Raw genomic sequence first — 14,015 nt, 5'->3', positions numbered from 1 at the left:
AGGATGCTTAATGCCCCCTGTTTCCCCGGCGCAAGCTACTCGTGAAGGCCAGCTCTGAGACGACGAAAGGATACGTCTACGCCATCCTCGGGTCCCTCTGCGCGGGGTCGGTGTCGACGCTCACCAAGATCGCCCTTTCCTACAATGGCCCCGTGGTGGTGACCGGGCTCTCCTTCCTGATCTCCGGCGTGGTGCTCCTCTTCCATCAGCCTAGAAGGGGGCCGGCTCCTGGCAGCCTCAGGTACCTGGTGTTCTTCGGGCTCGTGGGGGCAGCCCTGGCCCCTCTGATGTACACCGCGGGGCTGGACGAGACCACGGTGGTGAACGCCGCCCTCCTGGCAAACGGGGAGGTGCTCTTCACCACCATCCTAGCTTTCTCGGTGTTCGGTGAGTCGCTCCGCCGGGGCCAGGCCCTGCGCGGGCTGCTCATAGTCGCAGGGCTGGTTGTGGTCTCGACGAACCTCGACCTGTCGCATATCGCCTTTTTCCAAGGGCTGACCGGGAACCTGCTCGTCCTCGGGTCGGGGGTCGCTTGGGCCTTCGAGAACAACATCATGGCCCTGGCGACGAAACGGTTCGACACCTCGCTCATCAGCAAGTACAGGAACTTGATAGGCGGGACCGCGCTGACAGCCGTCTTCCTAGCAGCTGGGGCGCACCTCAGGTTCACTGCATACAGCGCCTCCATCCTGCTGCTGCTCGGGGCGGTCGTCACCGGTGGGACCGTCCTGTTCATAGCGGCCGTGAAGAGGCTCGGCGCCATCAGGATGCTGCTGGTCTGGTCCAGTTCCACGGTGTTCGGGGCGGTCTTTGGGCTGGTGGTCCTGGGCGAGCAGATTACTCTCGCCCAGATCTTCGGGGGAGCGCTTATCCTCGTCGGCGTCTACGTATTCCACAGGGGTGAGAAGGGTCCCGAGGCCGAGCCGTTCGCACCCCCCGCAGGAGGGGTGACGCCGAGTCAGAGCTGAAAGCCAAGCGGCGACGACACCCGAGCTGGAGTCGCCCAAGCAACAGGTACATGCGGATTGCGACGCTTTTGTAGACGAAGCAGCGCTAGCATTCCCGCGTCAAGGGCTGATGCCAAGCCTGAGCAGAAAGAAGGGCTTGAATCGGGCAGATTCTGCAGAACGGAGCTTAAAGATGCTTATCTGTCGGCTTCTACCGGCCAATAGTTCAGACCCCAGTATATCACGGGGATGTCTGCCACGTGGACGCCCTTCAACAGGTGGGGGAGGACCCTCAGGTTCTTCGCCGACGGAACCCCTATCTTCAGCCTGTAGGGGCGGGGCGACCCGTCGCTGATGATATAGTAGGACATCTCCCCTCTGGCCCCTTCGGTCCTGGAGTAGACCTCCCCCGCCGGGACCCTCGGCTGGGGACCGAGCTTCAGCCTGACTGAACCCTGTGGAAGCTTCTTCAGGGCCTGACGGATGATCTTCACGGCTTCCCTCATGTCCAGGAGGGCCACGTACGCCCTCGCCCAAGAGTCTCCCTGAGTGAGCATGGGGGTCTTGAACTCAAAGTCTCCGTAGGAGCTGTAGGGCTCGTCCTTGCGGACGTCGAAGGCCAACCCCGAGGCGCGCGCCACCGTCCCAGTCGTCCCGAAGGCTATTGCGTCCTCCTTCGACAGAACCCCGACCCGGTCGGAGCGCTGGTGGACCATGGGGTTGTCGAAGAAGATCTTCTCGTACTCGTCCATCCGCTTGTCGAACCAGTCGCAGGTCTTGAGCCCTTTGTCTATGGCGTACTCGGGGATGTCGTTCCTCACCCCTCCTGGGATGACATAGGCGAAGGTGACCCGGGCTCCGCCTATGCGCTCGCCGAGGTCGATCCAAAAATCTCTGTCACCCATGCACCAAGTGATCATAGTCGTGTGCCCCATGAAGTACCCCTGGATGGCGAGGAAGTACATGTGGGAGATGATGCGGTTTATCTCTGACATGATCACCCTGAGGTACTGTCCCCTGGGTGGGATCTTGCTCCCCATGAGCTCGTCGACCCCCAAGGCGTACGGGAAGAGGATGTTCGAGCTGTCGAGTATGACGGGCCTCTCAAGGTGCGGGACGTTCTGGATGTAGTTCCTGTACTCGCTCATCTTTTCCTCTCCCCGGTGGACGTACCCCGGGTCAGGTTCGGACCGGACGACGTAGTCCCCGTCGAGCCAGAGGCGGATGCGGAAGTGACCTGCGCCCGGGTGCTGCGGCCCCAGGGAGACAGCCATGATTCTGTCGGAGTCTGGGGAGTATTCCGATTCCTGGGCCATGTTCATCTTCCTGGCGACACGTAGTCTTTGCGGAGAGGAGGGAGGTCGTTCCAGTCCTCGGGGAGAAACATGTGGGCTTGGTTGGGGTGCCCTTTGAAGTTGATCCCGAACATCTCGTGCGTCTCGCGCTCTTGGTACTCCGCTCCCCTCCAGACCCCGATGAGGGTCGGGACCACAGGGTCGTCTCTGGGGACGCGCTCAGCCAAGGCAAAGACGAAGTCTTCCAGTCCGGGGACCGAGGAGCCCACGAAGTAGACTACCTCGAGTTCGTTCTTCGCGATCCAGTCAATCCCGCTGACGGCGCTTATGTGATCGAACTTCAGAGAGTCACGGACGAAGAGTGCCGCTTCCCCGATCTCCTGAGGGGTCACGGTCAACTTGACTCTGTGCTCCTTCATCCAGTCCACCTTAGCACCGGGGAACCTTGCTGTGAACTTCGCGGCGAACTCCTTAGCCCTGACGGGCTCTGGGTTCGTGGGAGCGGTCGCGGCTGGAGGAGCCTGGACGCGCGGAGGAGTGGCCGGCGCGGCAGTCGGGGGTTGAGACGGTGCAGGCTGCGGGGCTTGTGCCTTGCTCATGCAGGTGTCACCGGCCGCTTAGAGATGGAGCCCTTCTGATCTTTTCTTGGAGCAGGACGAGGCCCTGGAGCACGGCTTCGGCCCTTGGTGGGCAGCCGGGGATGTAGACATCGACCGGGATGATGTCATCGATTCCTCTCAGGACGTTGTACGAGTCGAAGTAGAGCCCCCCGGTGATGCTGCACGCGCCCATCGCCATGACCCACTTGGGCTCGGCCATCTGGTCGTAGATGAACTTCAGCCTGGGGGCGAGCTTGCGGGTGACAGTACCCATGACTATGATCAGGTCGCAGGCGCGGAGGGAGCCGAACGCTTCGAGGGCGCCGAACCTCTCCATGTCGAACCTCGACCCTGCGGCCGCTCCGACCTCGACGCTGCAGTTGTGGACGACGGCGTTCGACACGAGATACGTGCTGTCGCTTGTCTCAAGGTTCCTCACCTGACCGGAGTAGGGTAGCTTCGAGATCTTCCTTATCGGGACGACGATGTAATCTGGGTTGATGCAGAAGCCGGCGACCTTCCTTTTCGATGTGAGTAGGAAAAGAGAGTATGCATCCCTCGTCTTGACTGTCCTTCCCTCAATATGGGCGACCCCCTCTCGGCGCTCCAGTCTGATTCTTGCGAAACGCCCAAGCCTAGCATACGCCAGCTGCAACTGGAGGACAAGGATCTTCGAAGTTGTGCTCGCACGGTCGAAAGTGGGGCCCCTGTTGTCGACGGTGACGCTTCCGTCTCCCTTCAGGTAGCCGCTGAGGAACGAACGCAACAGGTGTTCGCTCCTGTGGTAGAGTATAAAGTCGGGAACTTTCTTGTTCTCCGCGAGGTGCCCGCACCACTCTCTCAGGGCCCTTGCGAGGATGCTGGATGAGAACCTCACGACAAGCGCGGTCTCCCTTTCCCTGACCTGTGGCGAGTACCCCAGGGACTTCGCCAGGAGCGAGATGCGCCTGGCGAGGCTCCTCTCGTGCTTCCCAAGTGAGAAGAAGACGTCGTGGTTCTCGGTGGTCCAGCCTTCCGCAACGTAGACACCCAGGAGCCACGCGGTCCTCGCATTGAGCGGAAAGTCCAAGGGCGGGCTATCCCGTCGGCCTTTCAGGACAGCAAGGCCGCGGCGATTCGCATAGGGGCTGAGAGGGATGCTGGTCAGCTCGACGTGCCCTTTGATCCTCGGTATCAGGAGGCAGTCGTGTGCCATCGTAGGAAAGACGAACTCGCCGTTCACCTTTACCGGCGGGGCGCTGACCAGCTCTGACGCCTTCTTCCAACTGGTTCCAGGAAGGTATTCTCCCTTGCCGCTCCTGAGCAACCGCGAAGCGACGAGGACTGGGTGCTCCGGGGTCAGACGGATGGGGAGCATCCCGCGCCCCGTGACTTCGAGGATGTGACCGCTGTACTGCCGCTTGAAGGTCCTGGTGACAGTGACGAGCCCTGAAGCCGAGGCGGCCATGTCGCCAGGTTCGTATTCAGAAATCTGCTTGTTGTCCCCCAGGATGACGGTTTCCGGAGGGACGCAGCATGCCGTCTCTAGATGGACGGGCCAGAGGGAGTAGAGGCGCCCCCAGTTTGCGAGGTAGCGCATCGGATCGCCTATGGCATACTGGAGGATGTCGTCTATCTTCCCGACCAAGACCTGGAAGGCCCCTGACTTTTGCTGCTGGGCGACTACCACAGGTCGCGCCTCCCCGCCAGGACCAGGGCGAACCCCATGGGGATGAAAAGCATCCCGATGAAGAGCGTGACCGCCCAGTCAGATGATAAACCGAGCGAGAGCGGTTTGTAGGCTGCCGCCCAGGCGTAGAGGAACATCCCGAGGACGTCGAAAACGATGAACATCAGGAGGTAGGCGTAGTATTGCATCATGAAGTGCATCTTCCCGGCCCCCTGGGGGACCTGCCCGGACTCGAAGGGGGCGTTTTTCAGGGGGTTGGGGTGCCTCGGCCCGAAGAGGCGCGGAAGTAGGACGACCGGGAGGGTAAACCCCATGCCGACCAGGCCCATCGCGAAGACCGTCCCTATGTCCCCGAAGAGAGCCATTTCAAAAATTGCGACCGTCTCACGCTATTTAAGATTGGTGGGGTGCTCGCCCACCTCTAAGGGCGGAAAGCAAAGTTCGTGGCCGGCCACCAGCGCGGCGAAAGCGGACGGCGAGGTTGCAGTTCCTTGGCACCCGGGTGCGGAGCACCAGTCAGGGCCGTTGGTCAGGCGCAGCACCGTCGGCAATCGCTCGCAGTGGAACCCGTTGCCCCATCCATGGTCTTGGCAGGGGCCACCGGAGTCGGGGGCGCCTGGTCGGGAGCGCCCGGGACCTCGCAAGCTGAAGACAGCGCTTTCTTCTGCCCATAGGCGGTCAGGAACGGACCTATGACGAGCAACGGGAGGCTTACGACGACGAACAGTAGCTGATACGGCGCAAGGACGAAGGTGAAGGCTGAAGCGCCCAGCCCTCCTGCGGCGCTCAGGAGGAAGTATCCTGCGCAGGTGGGGCATCCGGTCACGAGACCCACCAGAGCCCCTACGGAGGTGACCAGCCGGCCCGACCTGAGCGCCTTCTGCCTCAGGGACCCCAGAGCCACCGCGATGTTCAGGGTTACGAGGGGAGGGACCAGGACGAGCATCAGGAGCGTGAGAGGAAGGAGCTGCGCTCCCAGGTGGAGCGCCGGGGAGAGGTAGAACTTCAGTTCGGGGACTGACCCGAGGGTGCCGCAGCAGACGGCGGAGGCCCAGCCGGGGGAGGACGCCCCGTACACCTCGCTGAAGTCGACAGTCGGCTGGTAGACCAAGGTCCCCGAAAGGAAGAGGAAGGCGAAGGCGTAGAGGACGCCCCCCGTCACTGCGAGCCTCATGGTCTTTCTGGAGGAGAATGCCGCGCCGATTATCGACGGCAAGGAGAGGTTCCCGGGTTCCGAAGCCATCGCTCCCCTGTAGACCAGATAGATGCCGGAAGCCATGACCGCCAGGACCGCCGCTTCGGAGGCAAAGAACTCGACGACGCCGATGCCGGCTCCGACCCCTCTGGAGAGAGCCAGGACATACTGGTTCTCTGCCCAGAGAGACATGTCCAGGAGGGCGAGGACCCCTCCCGCTCCCCCGAAGGCGAGACCGACGGCGAGCCCCTGCTTGCCAGAGAAGACCTTCGGCCGCGACAATCCGGAGGGAGCCGGGCGCTGGAGCCGATAAAGTGTTGCCCCGCCCCTCCTGTGCAGGCTATTTCGCGTAGGCTTTCTTCCTGAGCAGGCCCAAGAAGTCCGCCGACTCCGTGATGTATGTGTCCAAGGCAGCGAGCACGACTGCGAACGCGAAGTCTGTTGCTTCGTGGTTCCTCCCGCAGATCGGGCAGATTCTCCCTTCAGCCGCCACAGGGAGATACTGTAGTAGCCTCGGATTCCTCCCGAACTCGTCGAACAGCCTACCCAGCACCTGCGACAATGCGCCGCCTAGCCCTTCGGTGACCTGCTCCGTGATGCCCTCATAGGTTATGGCGTCCAGGAACGCGCCGTCGATCCTGTACTTCCCCCAGGTGGTCCGTTCGCAGACGAACCTCCTTTTCCGCTCTCCCTTCCTCTTGTTCTCCCGTGGAAGGACGGAGACGAACTCGAGGCGTCTCAGTTCCTTGAGCGTTGCGTAGACGGCAGACGGGGGGAGTCTGAGCCTCTTCACGAGCTCGTCGGCCGACGCTCCCTGCGCGCCTGCATCCCTTACCAGCCTGAGTATGTTCCAGGTGCTCTCCTTCGAGAGGGCGTCAGCCTCCAGTGGGGACCGCACAGGTATGTGCGTCAGGTAGGACTTTGTTCTAGATGTCTCCATGACGATGTAGTTTCTGAGTTTCCGGTATTTTTGGATTTTCGAAACCGAAGTCGTAAATGAACATGTTCACGCGCATCTTGCTACGAAGCGTCTTCCAAACGGTGGTTGCAATGTCTGAAGAGAGCAAGCAAGAAGAGAAACGCCAGTCGCCAGGAGGGCCGACTGCAGGCGGAGAGACAGGTCAGGGTACGCCCGAAAAGACTTCTGCCCCGGGAGCTCCTCTTCGCCCAGCCACGGATCCTCTCTCTGGGCGCCGGCAGCCTTCGGCCGCCGTGAAGCCCGGACTTCCTCCCCCGCCAACGCCACCCGGGCCAACCCCACAAGCGAAGACGAGCAGGAGGTCTTTCTTCAAGGTCCTCCTCACGTTCGCGGCGGTGCTCACCGCGATTCCCTTCGTCCCCTGGGGGAAGTACCTATCCTCGTCGGTCTCCAGCCCAGGGACGCCGAAGCGCCAAAAGGTGACGACCGACATCAACAAATTCAACGGCGCCGCAAGCGGGAAGCCCGTCAACGTCAACGACCTTACGACGTTCCCGCCGAACAGCTCCTGGCTGATCACTTATCCTTCGTCCGGCAACCTGACGCTGGACTCCCAGAACCCTGACACGTTCGTCAAGTGGCGGCTCATCAGGATGCCCTCCAGCCTGGGAGGGGACCAGAAGGCGGCGACGGCTTTCGTGGCCTTCAGCGAGGTGTGCGTCCATCTCTGGTGCAGCCCCAACTACGACCCCGAGAACTCGGACAACCCGAGTGACGAGACGTACCAGTGCCCGTGCCATGGGAGCGTGTACCGTCTCCCCGACGCGCTCTCGATAGCTGGCCCGGCAAGCACCCAGCCGCCGCCGACAAATGCTGAGCCTATGCTGACCCTGACCGCTGACCCTGACGGCTCGCTCTACATCGAGCCCGCGGTGTTCGACGTCAATCACAACGGAGTGGTGGGGTACGGAAGGTACTATCAGTCCTACGAGTCGTTCATCAGGCCGGCCGCGGAGTCGGGGAAGACTTCCGCGTCCTCATGACCCTGTCGACGCTTCCGTGAAGAGAGCCCCCAGACATGGCTATCCGGCCCGTCTCGACATCAGGTCATCCCGGCGGTCAGATGCCCGCTCTCTGCAGGGGGCGTCGGCGCGAGGGGCACCCAAGCCGAGGGGAGAACGCACTGGCGGGCTTAGGAGCGGTAGCCTTTCTCAGTCCACTCCGTGAGTCTCTTCAGCCTCGTCTTTCTTGAGCGAGCCGAGTAGCTTCGCCTCGCGGAAGAAGTCCCGGATGGAGAGGACTCCGAAAAGGGTCCCGTCGTCGTTCACCACCACCAGGTGGCGGATCCCGTTCTCCATCATCAGTTTCGCCGCAGTCGACGGGCTGTCTGAGCGCCTGATGCTGACCAGCTTCTTCGTGGCCACGGACTCGAGCTTCGCAGTGAGGGGGGTTCCCTTCGCCACCGCCCTGACCACATCACGCTCGGATATGACCGCCTGAGGCTTTTTGGGGGTCGCAGCCTGGGCGACCACCAGCAGCCCGATCTTCTCCCTGGCGAAGACCTCGGCAGCCTGCCTTATGGTGGCACCTGGGCTGATGGTGACCGGGTCCCGCTTCAGAAGGGCCTCGACCCTCAACGTCCCGCACCCGAGGAAGCACGTTTCTCGATGGGCACGTATTTGGTCAGCGGGGGACCGGCGTAGTCAGCGATGGGCCTGATTATCCTGTTGTCGGCGAACTGCTCGAGGACGTGGGCGAGCCAACCTGGGGCGCGGCCGACCGCGAAGACCGGGGTGAACAGGTAGGCAGGGACGCCAATGTGGTTGAGTGCGAGTCCGGAATAGAGGTCCAGGTTGGGGTGCAAGTTCTTCTCCCTGAGCAGGATCGCCTCGGTCCTTTCGATGATCTCCAGCGACTGCTTTTCCTTCTCAGTCCTGACGAAGCGCTCCGCCATGTCCTTCAGGATCTTCGCCCTCGGGTCCATGGTCTTGTAGACCCGGTGGCCGAAGCCGTTGATCTTGACCTTGTTCGCCAGTTTCTCACGGATGTAGGGGTCCACCCTGTCAGGGGTCCCGATCTCGAGTGTCATCTCGACGACCTTCTCGTTTGCCCCGCCATGAAGGGGCCCTTTCAGGGCTCCCACCGCGCCCGTTGTCGCTGAGTAGACGTCGGAGAGGGTCGAGGCGATCACGCGGGCGGTGAAGGTGGAAGCGTTGAACTCGTGGTCGGCGTGTAGAATCAGGAGGACGTTCATCAGATTCTCGTCCCCTTCCGAAGGCACCTTCCCTGTCACCATGTAGAGGAAATTGGAAGCGAACGACAGGTCCTCGCGCGGAGGGATTATGGCCTGGCCGTGCTTGTGCCTATGTATCGCGGCCACTATCGTCCCCGCCTTCGAGGCGATGGACATAGCCCGCTCAAGTTGGGTATACATGGGGTCGTCGAAGATCCCCAGAGCCGCCACTCCCACTCGCAGGGCGTCCATAGTATCGCAGTTCTGCGGGAGGGTCGTGAGGATCGAGACCAACTCGCGTGGGATCGCCCTCTTCGCCCCGAGATCTTCCCTGAACGACTTCAGTTCCCCCGAGGTGGGGAGGCGCCCGTTCCAGAGGAGGAACGTGGTCTCTTCGTAGTTCGAGTGAGCCGTGAGGTCCGCGATGTCATACCCGCGGTAGAGAAGCCGCCCCTCTCGGCCATCGATGTAGGTGATCGAACTCTTCCCCGCCACCACGTCCTCCAGACCTCTTGCCTGCGCGGTCAGGTGCTGTATGATCTGGTCCATGGTGTCCCCGTACTTGCCGAGGGCGGCCAGCTTTGAGTAGGTCTCCCTGGATAGCTTCACGGTCGTGGAGTCGGCCTCTGGGTTCTTTGGCATGGGCATTCTGTTATTATATTCAATATTTTGGGTTTATTAGGTTTTGGCTCTGCTTGAAGCGAAGCCTGTCAGGGCGACAGGGTAAAAAGAGGACGAGGCACGGGGACAGATGGGGTCTTCCAAGACGCGTCTCGCGGTGGTCGGAACTGGGGTAGCAGGGGCCTACTTGTTGAACCGACTCCCCTCGGGGGTCGACGCGGAGGCCTTCGAGATGCGGACTGAGAAGAACTGGTACACTGTCTGCGCCTGGGGGACGAGCCAGCCGTTCATCACCGATCTTGTGAGGGAGGCCGGGTTCAACTTCGACGACTACGTGCTCCACAAGGGGAAGAAGATGCTCGTCGACCTTGGGGACGAAGAGGTAGAGATACCCCTCAGGGGGCTTGTAACATACGACAAGCACCGGCTTACGGAGGACATGCTGAAAGGGAAGAAGATACACTGGGGCGCCCAGATCAAGGGGGCAAATGGGAGCATGCAGGGGTTCGACCAGGTGGTCGACGCGACGGGGCTGCACAGGTCCCTCCTGCCGAAGGTCAAGGAAGACCTCGTGGTCCCGTCGTTCGAGATTCAGGTCAAGTCGAAAGAGCTCCCCTACGACGACTTTGTGATCAAACCCTATCCGGGGCTGACGGGGTACTGGTGGTATTTCCCGCTAGGAGACGGGATGGCCCATGTAGGCGCAGGCGACGTCCTAGGCAGATACCGCGGAGAGATGGAGGAGTTCGTGAAGAAGTACCACTGCGAAGTTGTGAGGAGGATAGGGAGGCCGGTGAGGGTAACGCCACCCAAGCTCATGGAGCCGTTCTTCGACGGGAAGGTTGTGGGGGTCGGAGAGTCTATCGGGACCGTCTACCCGATGCTGGGAGAGGGAATAATCCCGAGCATGCAATGCGTCAACCTCTTCGTCGACCACATCGGAGACATGGAGGGGTACAGGAAGGCGGTGCTGGACCATTACGCCATCTACGCGAAGGTCTACGAATTCATCAAGGCGAAGGTAGAAGGAAGGTTCAGCCTGATGAAGATGTGGCCCACCCTCCTCTCTGTCTTCCTGTACATGAGGGGGAACACGACGCGCTACGGGCTCGAGACCAGGCTCGGCGACTTCTACAAGATCGTAACGAGGATGTAGTTGAGCTCGGAAGAGCTCCGGACGCACTCGGCTGTCCACGTGCTCAAGGGAGCCGCCCAGAAGGCGCTTGGAGCGAAGTGGACGGCGTCCGTCTACGTGTCCGGCAAGCACGGAAGGCTCACGCTACAGTTCGAAAGGAAGCCGACCGACGAAGAGCTGGCGACGATAGAGCGGCTGGCCAACGCGAAGGTCGCCGAGGGGGCCGAGGTGCTGGAGTTCGAGATGGAGAGGCATGAGGCCGAGGGACACTTTGGAGATGCGATCTATGACCTCTTTCCAGTGCCTGCGGAGGTCACCCTTCTCAAGATAGCGAGGATCCCTGACTGGAACATAAACTGCTGCAATGAAGCCCATGTGGACAACACCCTCCAGATAGGGAGAATCGCCATTGGGAAGGTGAGGTTCAGGAACTCCAAGAGGGAGCTGGAGCTGGATTTTGACCTGGTCAGCAGCACATAAGACATGCAGATGGCACGAGTCGGTAACCGTTATAACGTCCAACCCAAGCCGGGCAAAATCGGGCCCGTAGCGCAGATCGTCTTCGAGCGAAGTACGGATAGCGCGGCAGACTCGTCGAGACCGAGCCTCCTATCCTCCCGAAGATAGCTGTAGTGAGCCCTGCGCTCGCAGAGGTCGTGCGTTCAAATCGCACCGGGCCCGCTTTCGAGAACAGGTTCCCATCCGAGCGAGAGACATCGCCGGCTCGAGGTGGTACGCCCAGCGGCCGAGGCAGGGTGGTTCCACTTCCTCCCTCGTAGCCGAACGGGGGTCAAGTCTGTCGTAGGGATAACGTCCGACTATGGCAGGCGCTGCCGCGGCGAAGCTTTTCGTAGAGCGGGCCGTCCCGAGCCTCTAAGCTCGAGCTCCCATCACCCGAGAGGAGACGGTCCGCCACCATAACCTGACGGTATGGACCAAGCAGGCCCTAGAATCCTGCCGGGACCCCGTCTCCCCTGACGTCGCAGACCGCTTTCCTGTAACCGGGAGCCACCTCCACGGCCTGGCAGACCCCGGTCCGGCCGGGCATGGGAAGGCTCTGGACCTCGAAGCCGTAGGGGATGTCGTACCCACTCTCCACGAGCAGTTTCTTCCCCCCACCCCAGAGAAACCGGGGGTGGGCGACGTTCACCTCTGCAGGCATCGAATAGTCGACTGAGTTGGTCACGAAGAGTGCATGCTGCATCGGGCGGTAGTCCCCCCCGCTCGCTCCGATGGCGAGGTAGGGGGCCCCTCCCCGCTCGAGGATGAGCGAAGACAGGGTGTGCAGGGGGCGCTTCCTCGGCTCCGCCTTGTTAGGCCCAGAGACGGCGAAGGCAGAGCCCCTGTTGTTCAAGGCGATACCCACCTCTGGGACGAAGACCCTCGAGCCGAAGTGGTGGAACAGGCTCTGTATCCCTGATACCATGTTCCCCTCCGAGTCCGCTACGGAGAAGGCAGTGGTGTCTCCGGACCTTATCCTCGAGTTGGGGAAGGCTGTGGGTCCCTTCGCTGACATGAAGGAACTCATGTCGACGTGAACAAACCGGGGGTCTCCCAGCATCAGGTCTCTGCGCCCGTACGCCACGAGCGCCGCATCCATGGTCTTCTCTATCCTCTCCTTCGAGAGCGGGCCGACGGCCGAAAGGTCGGTTTCAAGCAGTTGCTTGAGTATGAGCAGGCTGGTCGCACCCATGCTGTTAGGAGGCACTTCGTAGACCGTGGTCCCCCGATAGTCGAGCGCGAGCGGGGAGACCCACTCGGGCCTGAAGTCGGCGAAGTCGGCCAGGGTGCAGGGGACGCCGAGAGACTCGATCGCGGATGCCATCTTCTCCGCCGGCCATCCGGAATAGAAACCCTCAGGACCGGAGCGGGCGATCTCTGCTATCACCTTCCCGAGTGCTGGCTGTCTGATAAGATCTCCCGGAACCGGCGGCTTCCCGCCAGGGGCGAACACCTTCCTGGCGTCTTCCGAGAGTTCATTGTAAGCGCCCGCAACCGATCTGCATATCCCCTCTCCCGCGGGAAATCCATCCGAGGCAAGGCTGATCGCGGGCTTCAGTAGGTCGCCGAAGTCGAGGATCCCGAACTTCTTGTGCATCTCCCAGACTCCGGCCGCGTATCCCGGGACGGCGCAGGTGAGGGGCCCGAAGAGAGGGACTTCTCCGCCCGCCTTTTCCCTGATCAGGTCCACGGTCAGTCCTGATGGAGACCACCCGCTGGAGTTCAGGCAGTGGACTTTTCCGGACTTCGCTTCGTAGAACATGCCGAAATAGTCCCCGCCCAGTCCTCCTGCCGGATGGAACGTCACCGCCAGCGCGAAGCTGGTCGCAACCGCGGCGTCGAAAGCGTTCCCGCCTTTTCTCAGGACGTCGTATCCCGCCAGGGTCGCGAGGGGCTGCTCGCTGGCCACGGCCGAGCGTCGTCCTACCAGCGTCTTGCTGAATGCCATCAGATAGACGGTGTCGGGAATCTATTTATAGAACAAACGGTTTCTATACAACCGTCGGGAGATAACCATTGAGCCAGTCTGAACTAGACGCCATACTCGGAACCGTTGAGAACCCCATCCGAAGGCGGATCATATCAAGGATCAGCGAAGAACCGAACTATCAGTTGCAGCTCTCCAAAGAACTGAAGATCAGCCAACAGCTGGTCGCGAAGCACCTGGTCACGATGGAGAGGGCGGGGCTCGTCAGCACTATCTCCCAGGATAGCCCTAGGGGACCGCAGAGGAAGGAGTACCTCTTGAAGAACAGCTTCTCGGTCACCGTGGACCTAGCGCCCAACCTCTTCAGGACGAGGATATTCTCATTCGGGGCGGTCCCAGGAATCGAAGAGAGTGACGAACACGCCCAGATGATGACCCAGATCAGTGAGATCCAGAAGTACCCGGAAGGCGCCGCACGCGTCCGCCCCCTGACTCGGGTCGTAGCTGACGTCGACAGGAAGCTGAAGGAGATGGAAGAAGAGAGGGCAGTACTGCTTTACATAAGGAGCCTCGCGCTAAGGGAAGCCGCACGGATAACGACCTCCCTCCCTGGGGTCGACAGGAAGAAGGCCCTCCGCTACCTGATGAGAGAAGACGGAGACGACATCCTATCTATCTGCTCGTCACTCGGAATCCAGAAACAGGTCGTCGGCGACATTCTGGAAGAGATGGAAAAAGAGCTCGACACCGACTAAAAAGGGATAGAGGAGCGGAAGCTCCTCTACATTCCTAGATTTGGAAAGCTCGCCTGAGGAACTCCAAGTTGGCCCTGGAGGGTCTTGATGCGGGTGGCGTACTCCCTCATGCGGGCGTTGTCACCCTGGACCTTGGCTATTCGGTAGCCCTTCCACGCCTTGCGGAGGGCTCCCCAGACTTGCCCTTTCTGATATTCGGCCATTTGTTTGACCTGCCCT

15 protein-coding genes and 1 tRNA gene are annotated in these 14,015 nt (G+C 61.3%); 6 read left to right on the top strand and 10 right to left on the bottom strand.

Annotated features, from left to right (window positions below; genetic code table 11):
- Positions 1-41 precede the first annotated feature (41 nt).
- The gene (locus JRN21_01655) at positions 42-968 is read left to right on the top strand and encodes a DMT family transporter (GenBank protein ID MDG6988010.1); all 927 of its coding nucleotides are present in this window, start codon (positions 42-44) and stop codon (positions 966-968) included.
- 176 nt (positions 969-1,144) lie between these two features.
- Here JRN21_01655 and JRN21_01650 read toward each other — a convergent pair whose 3' ends face one another.
- The 6 genes from JRN21_01650 to JRN21_01625 form a co-directional block, all read right to left on the bottom strand.
- Positions 1,145-2,221 carry an NADH-quinone oxidoreductase subunit D gene (locus JRN21_01650; GenBank protein ID MDG6988009.1) on the bottom strand — a complete coding sequence of 359 codons (1,077 nt, stop codon included), beginning with the start codon at positions 2,219-2,221 and terminating at the stop codon, positions 1,145-1,147.
- 44 nt (positions 2,222-2,265) lie between these two features.
- A complete protein-coding gene (locus JRN21_01645; protein ID MDG6988008.1) occupies positions 2,266-2,841 on the bottom strand; it encodes an NADH-quinone oxidoreductase subunit C in 576 nt (191 codons plus the stop codon).
- Between the two features lie 7 nt (positions 2,842-2,848).
- Positions 2,849-4,510, bottom strand: a complete 1,662-nt coding sequence (gene nuoB / locus JRN21_01640) for an NADH-quinone oxidoreductase subunit NuoB (GenBank protein MDG6988007.1) — start codon at positions 4,508-4,510, stop codon at positions 2,849-2,851.
- On the bottom strand, positions 4,504-4,839 hold the full coding sequence (locus JRN21_01635) for an NADH-quinone oxidoreductase subunit A (protein MDG6988006.1): 336 nt from the start codon (positions 4,837-4,839) through the stop codon (positions 4,504-4,506). Before JRN21_01635 ends, nuoB begins: the two co-directional genes overlap by 7 nt.
- A 200-nt stretch (positions 4,840-5,039) precedes the next feature.
- Complete coding sequence (locus JRN21_01630; GenBank protein ID MDG6988005.1) at positions 5,040-5,987, bottom strand: hypothetical protein; 948 nt, start codon at positions 5,985-5,987, stop codon at positions 5,040-5,042.
- 58 nt (positions 5,988-6,045) lie between these two features.
- Entirely contained in the window at positions 6,046-6,645 is a 600-nt protein-coding gene (locus JRN21_01625; protein MDG6988004.1) for a hypothetical protein, read from the bottom strand.
- A gap of 272 nt (positions 6,646-6,917) precedes the next feature.
- On the opposite strand from JRN21_01625, the gene JRN21_01620 reads away from it, so the two are divergent.
- Positions 6,918-7,667 (top strand): Rieske 2Fe-2S domain-containing protein, encoded by a 750-nt coding sequence (locus JRN21_01620; protein ID MDG6988003.1) that lies wholly within the window; start codon positions 6,918-6,920, stop codon positions 7,665-7,667.
- A 168-nt stretch (positions 7,668-7,835) separates the two neighbouring features.
- On the opposite strand, the gene JRN21_01615 is transcribed toward JRN21_01620, so the two are convergent.
- The gene (locus tag JRN21_01615) at positions 7,836-8,261 is read right to left on the bottom strand and encodes a CBS domain-containing protein (protein ID MDG6988002.1); all 426 of its coding nucleotides are present in this window, start codon (positions 8,259-8,261) and stop codon (positions 7,836-7,838) included.
- Positions 8,258-9,406: a citrate/2-methylcitrate synthase gene (locus JRN21_01610; protein MDG6988001.1), complete on the bottom strand. Its 1,149-nt coding sequence runs from the start codon at positions 9,404-9,406 to the stop codon at positions 8,258-8,260. The genes JRN21_01615 and JRN21_01610 overlap by 4 nt, the downstream gene beginning before the upstream one ends.
- Positions 9,407-9,608: 202 nt before the next feature.
- On the opposite strand from JRN21_01610, the gene JRN21_01605 reads away from it, so the two are divergent.
- The 3 genes from JRN21_01605 to JRN21_01595 all read left to right on the top strand — a co-directional run bounded on the left by JRN21_01605 (position 9,609) and on the right by JRN21_01595 (position 11,294).
- Positions 9,609-10,634, top strand: a complete 1,026-nt coding sequence (locus tag JRN21_01605; GenBank protein MDG6988000.1) for an NAD(P)/FAD-dependent oxidoreductase — start codon at positions 9,609-9,611, stop codon at positions 10,632-10,634.
- Complete coding sequence (locus JRN21_01600; protein MDG6987999.1) at positions 10,635-11,093, top strand: alanyl-tRNA editing protein; 459 nt, start codon at positions 10,635-10,637, stop codon at positions 11,091-11,093.
- 60 nt (positions 11,094-11,153) lie between these two features.
- Positions 11,154-11,294: transfer RNA gene (locus JRN21_01595), tRNA-Arg, on the top strand.
- 265 nt (positions 11,295-11,559) lie between these two features.
- On the opposite strand, the gene JRN21_01590 is transcribed toward JRN21_01595, so the two are convergent.
- Positions 11,560-13,062, bottom strand: coding sequence for a gamma-glutamyltransferase family protein (locus JRN21_01590; protein ID MDG6987998.1), 1,503 nt, complete (start codon positions 13,060-13,062; stop codon positions 11,560-11,562).
- 68 nt (positions 13,063-13,130) lie between these two features.
- On the opposite strand from JRN21_01590, the gene JRN21_01585 reads away from it, so the two are divergent.
- On the top strand, positions 13,131-13,796 hold the full coding sequence (locus tag JRN21_01585; protein MDG6987997.1) for an ArsR family transcriptional regulator: 666 nt from the start codon (positions 13,131-13,133) through the stop codon (positions 13,794-13,796).
- 26 nt (positions 13,797-13,822) lie between these two features.
- Here JRN21_01585 and JRN21_01580 read toward each other — a convergent pair whose 3' ends face one another.
- Positions 13,823-13,999 (bottom strand): hypothetical protein, encoded by a 177-nt coding sequence (locus JRN21_01580; protein ID MDG6987996.1) that lies wholly within the window; start codon positions 13,997-13,999, stop codon positions 13,823-13,825.
- Between the last annotated feature and the right edge of the window lie 16 nt (positions 14,000-14,015).

It is taken from the genome of Nitrososphaerota archaeon (assembly GCA_029785825.1).
Taxonomy (GTDB): domain Archaea; phylum Thermoproteota; class Nitrososphaeria; order Nitrososphaerales; family Gagatemarchaeaceae; genus UBA183.
Note: the sequence above shows the minus strand (reverse complement) of the source record. Positions and strands in the feature narration are given on the sequence as shown.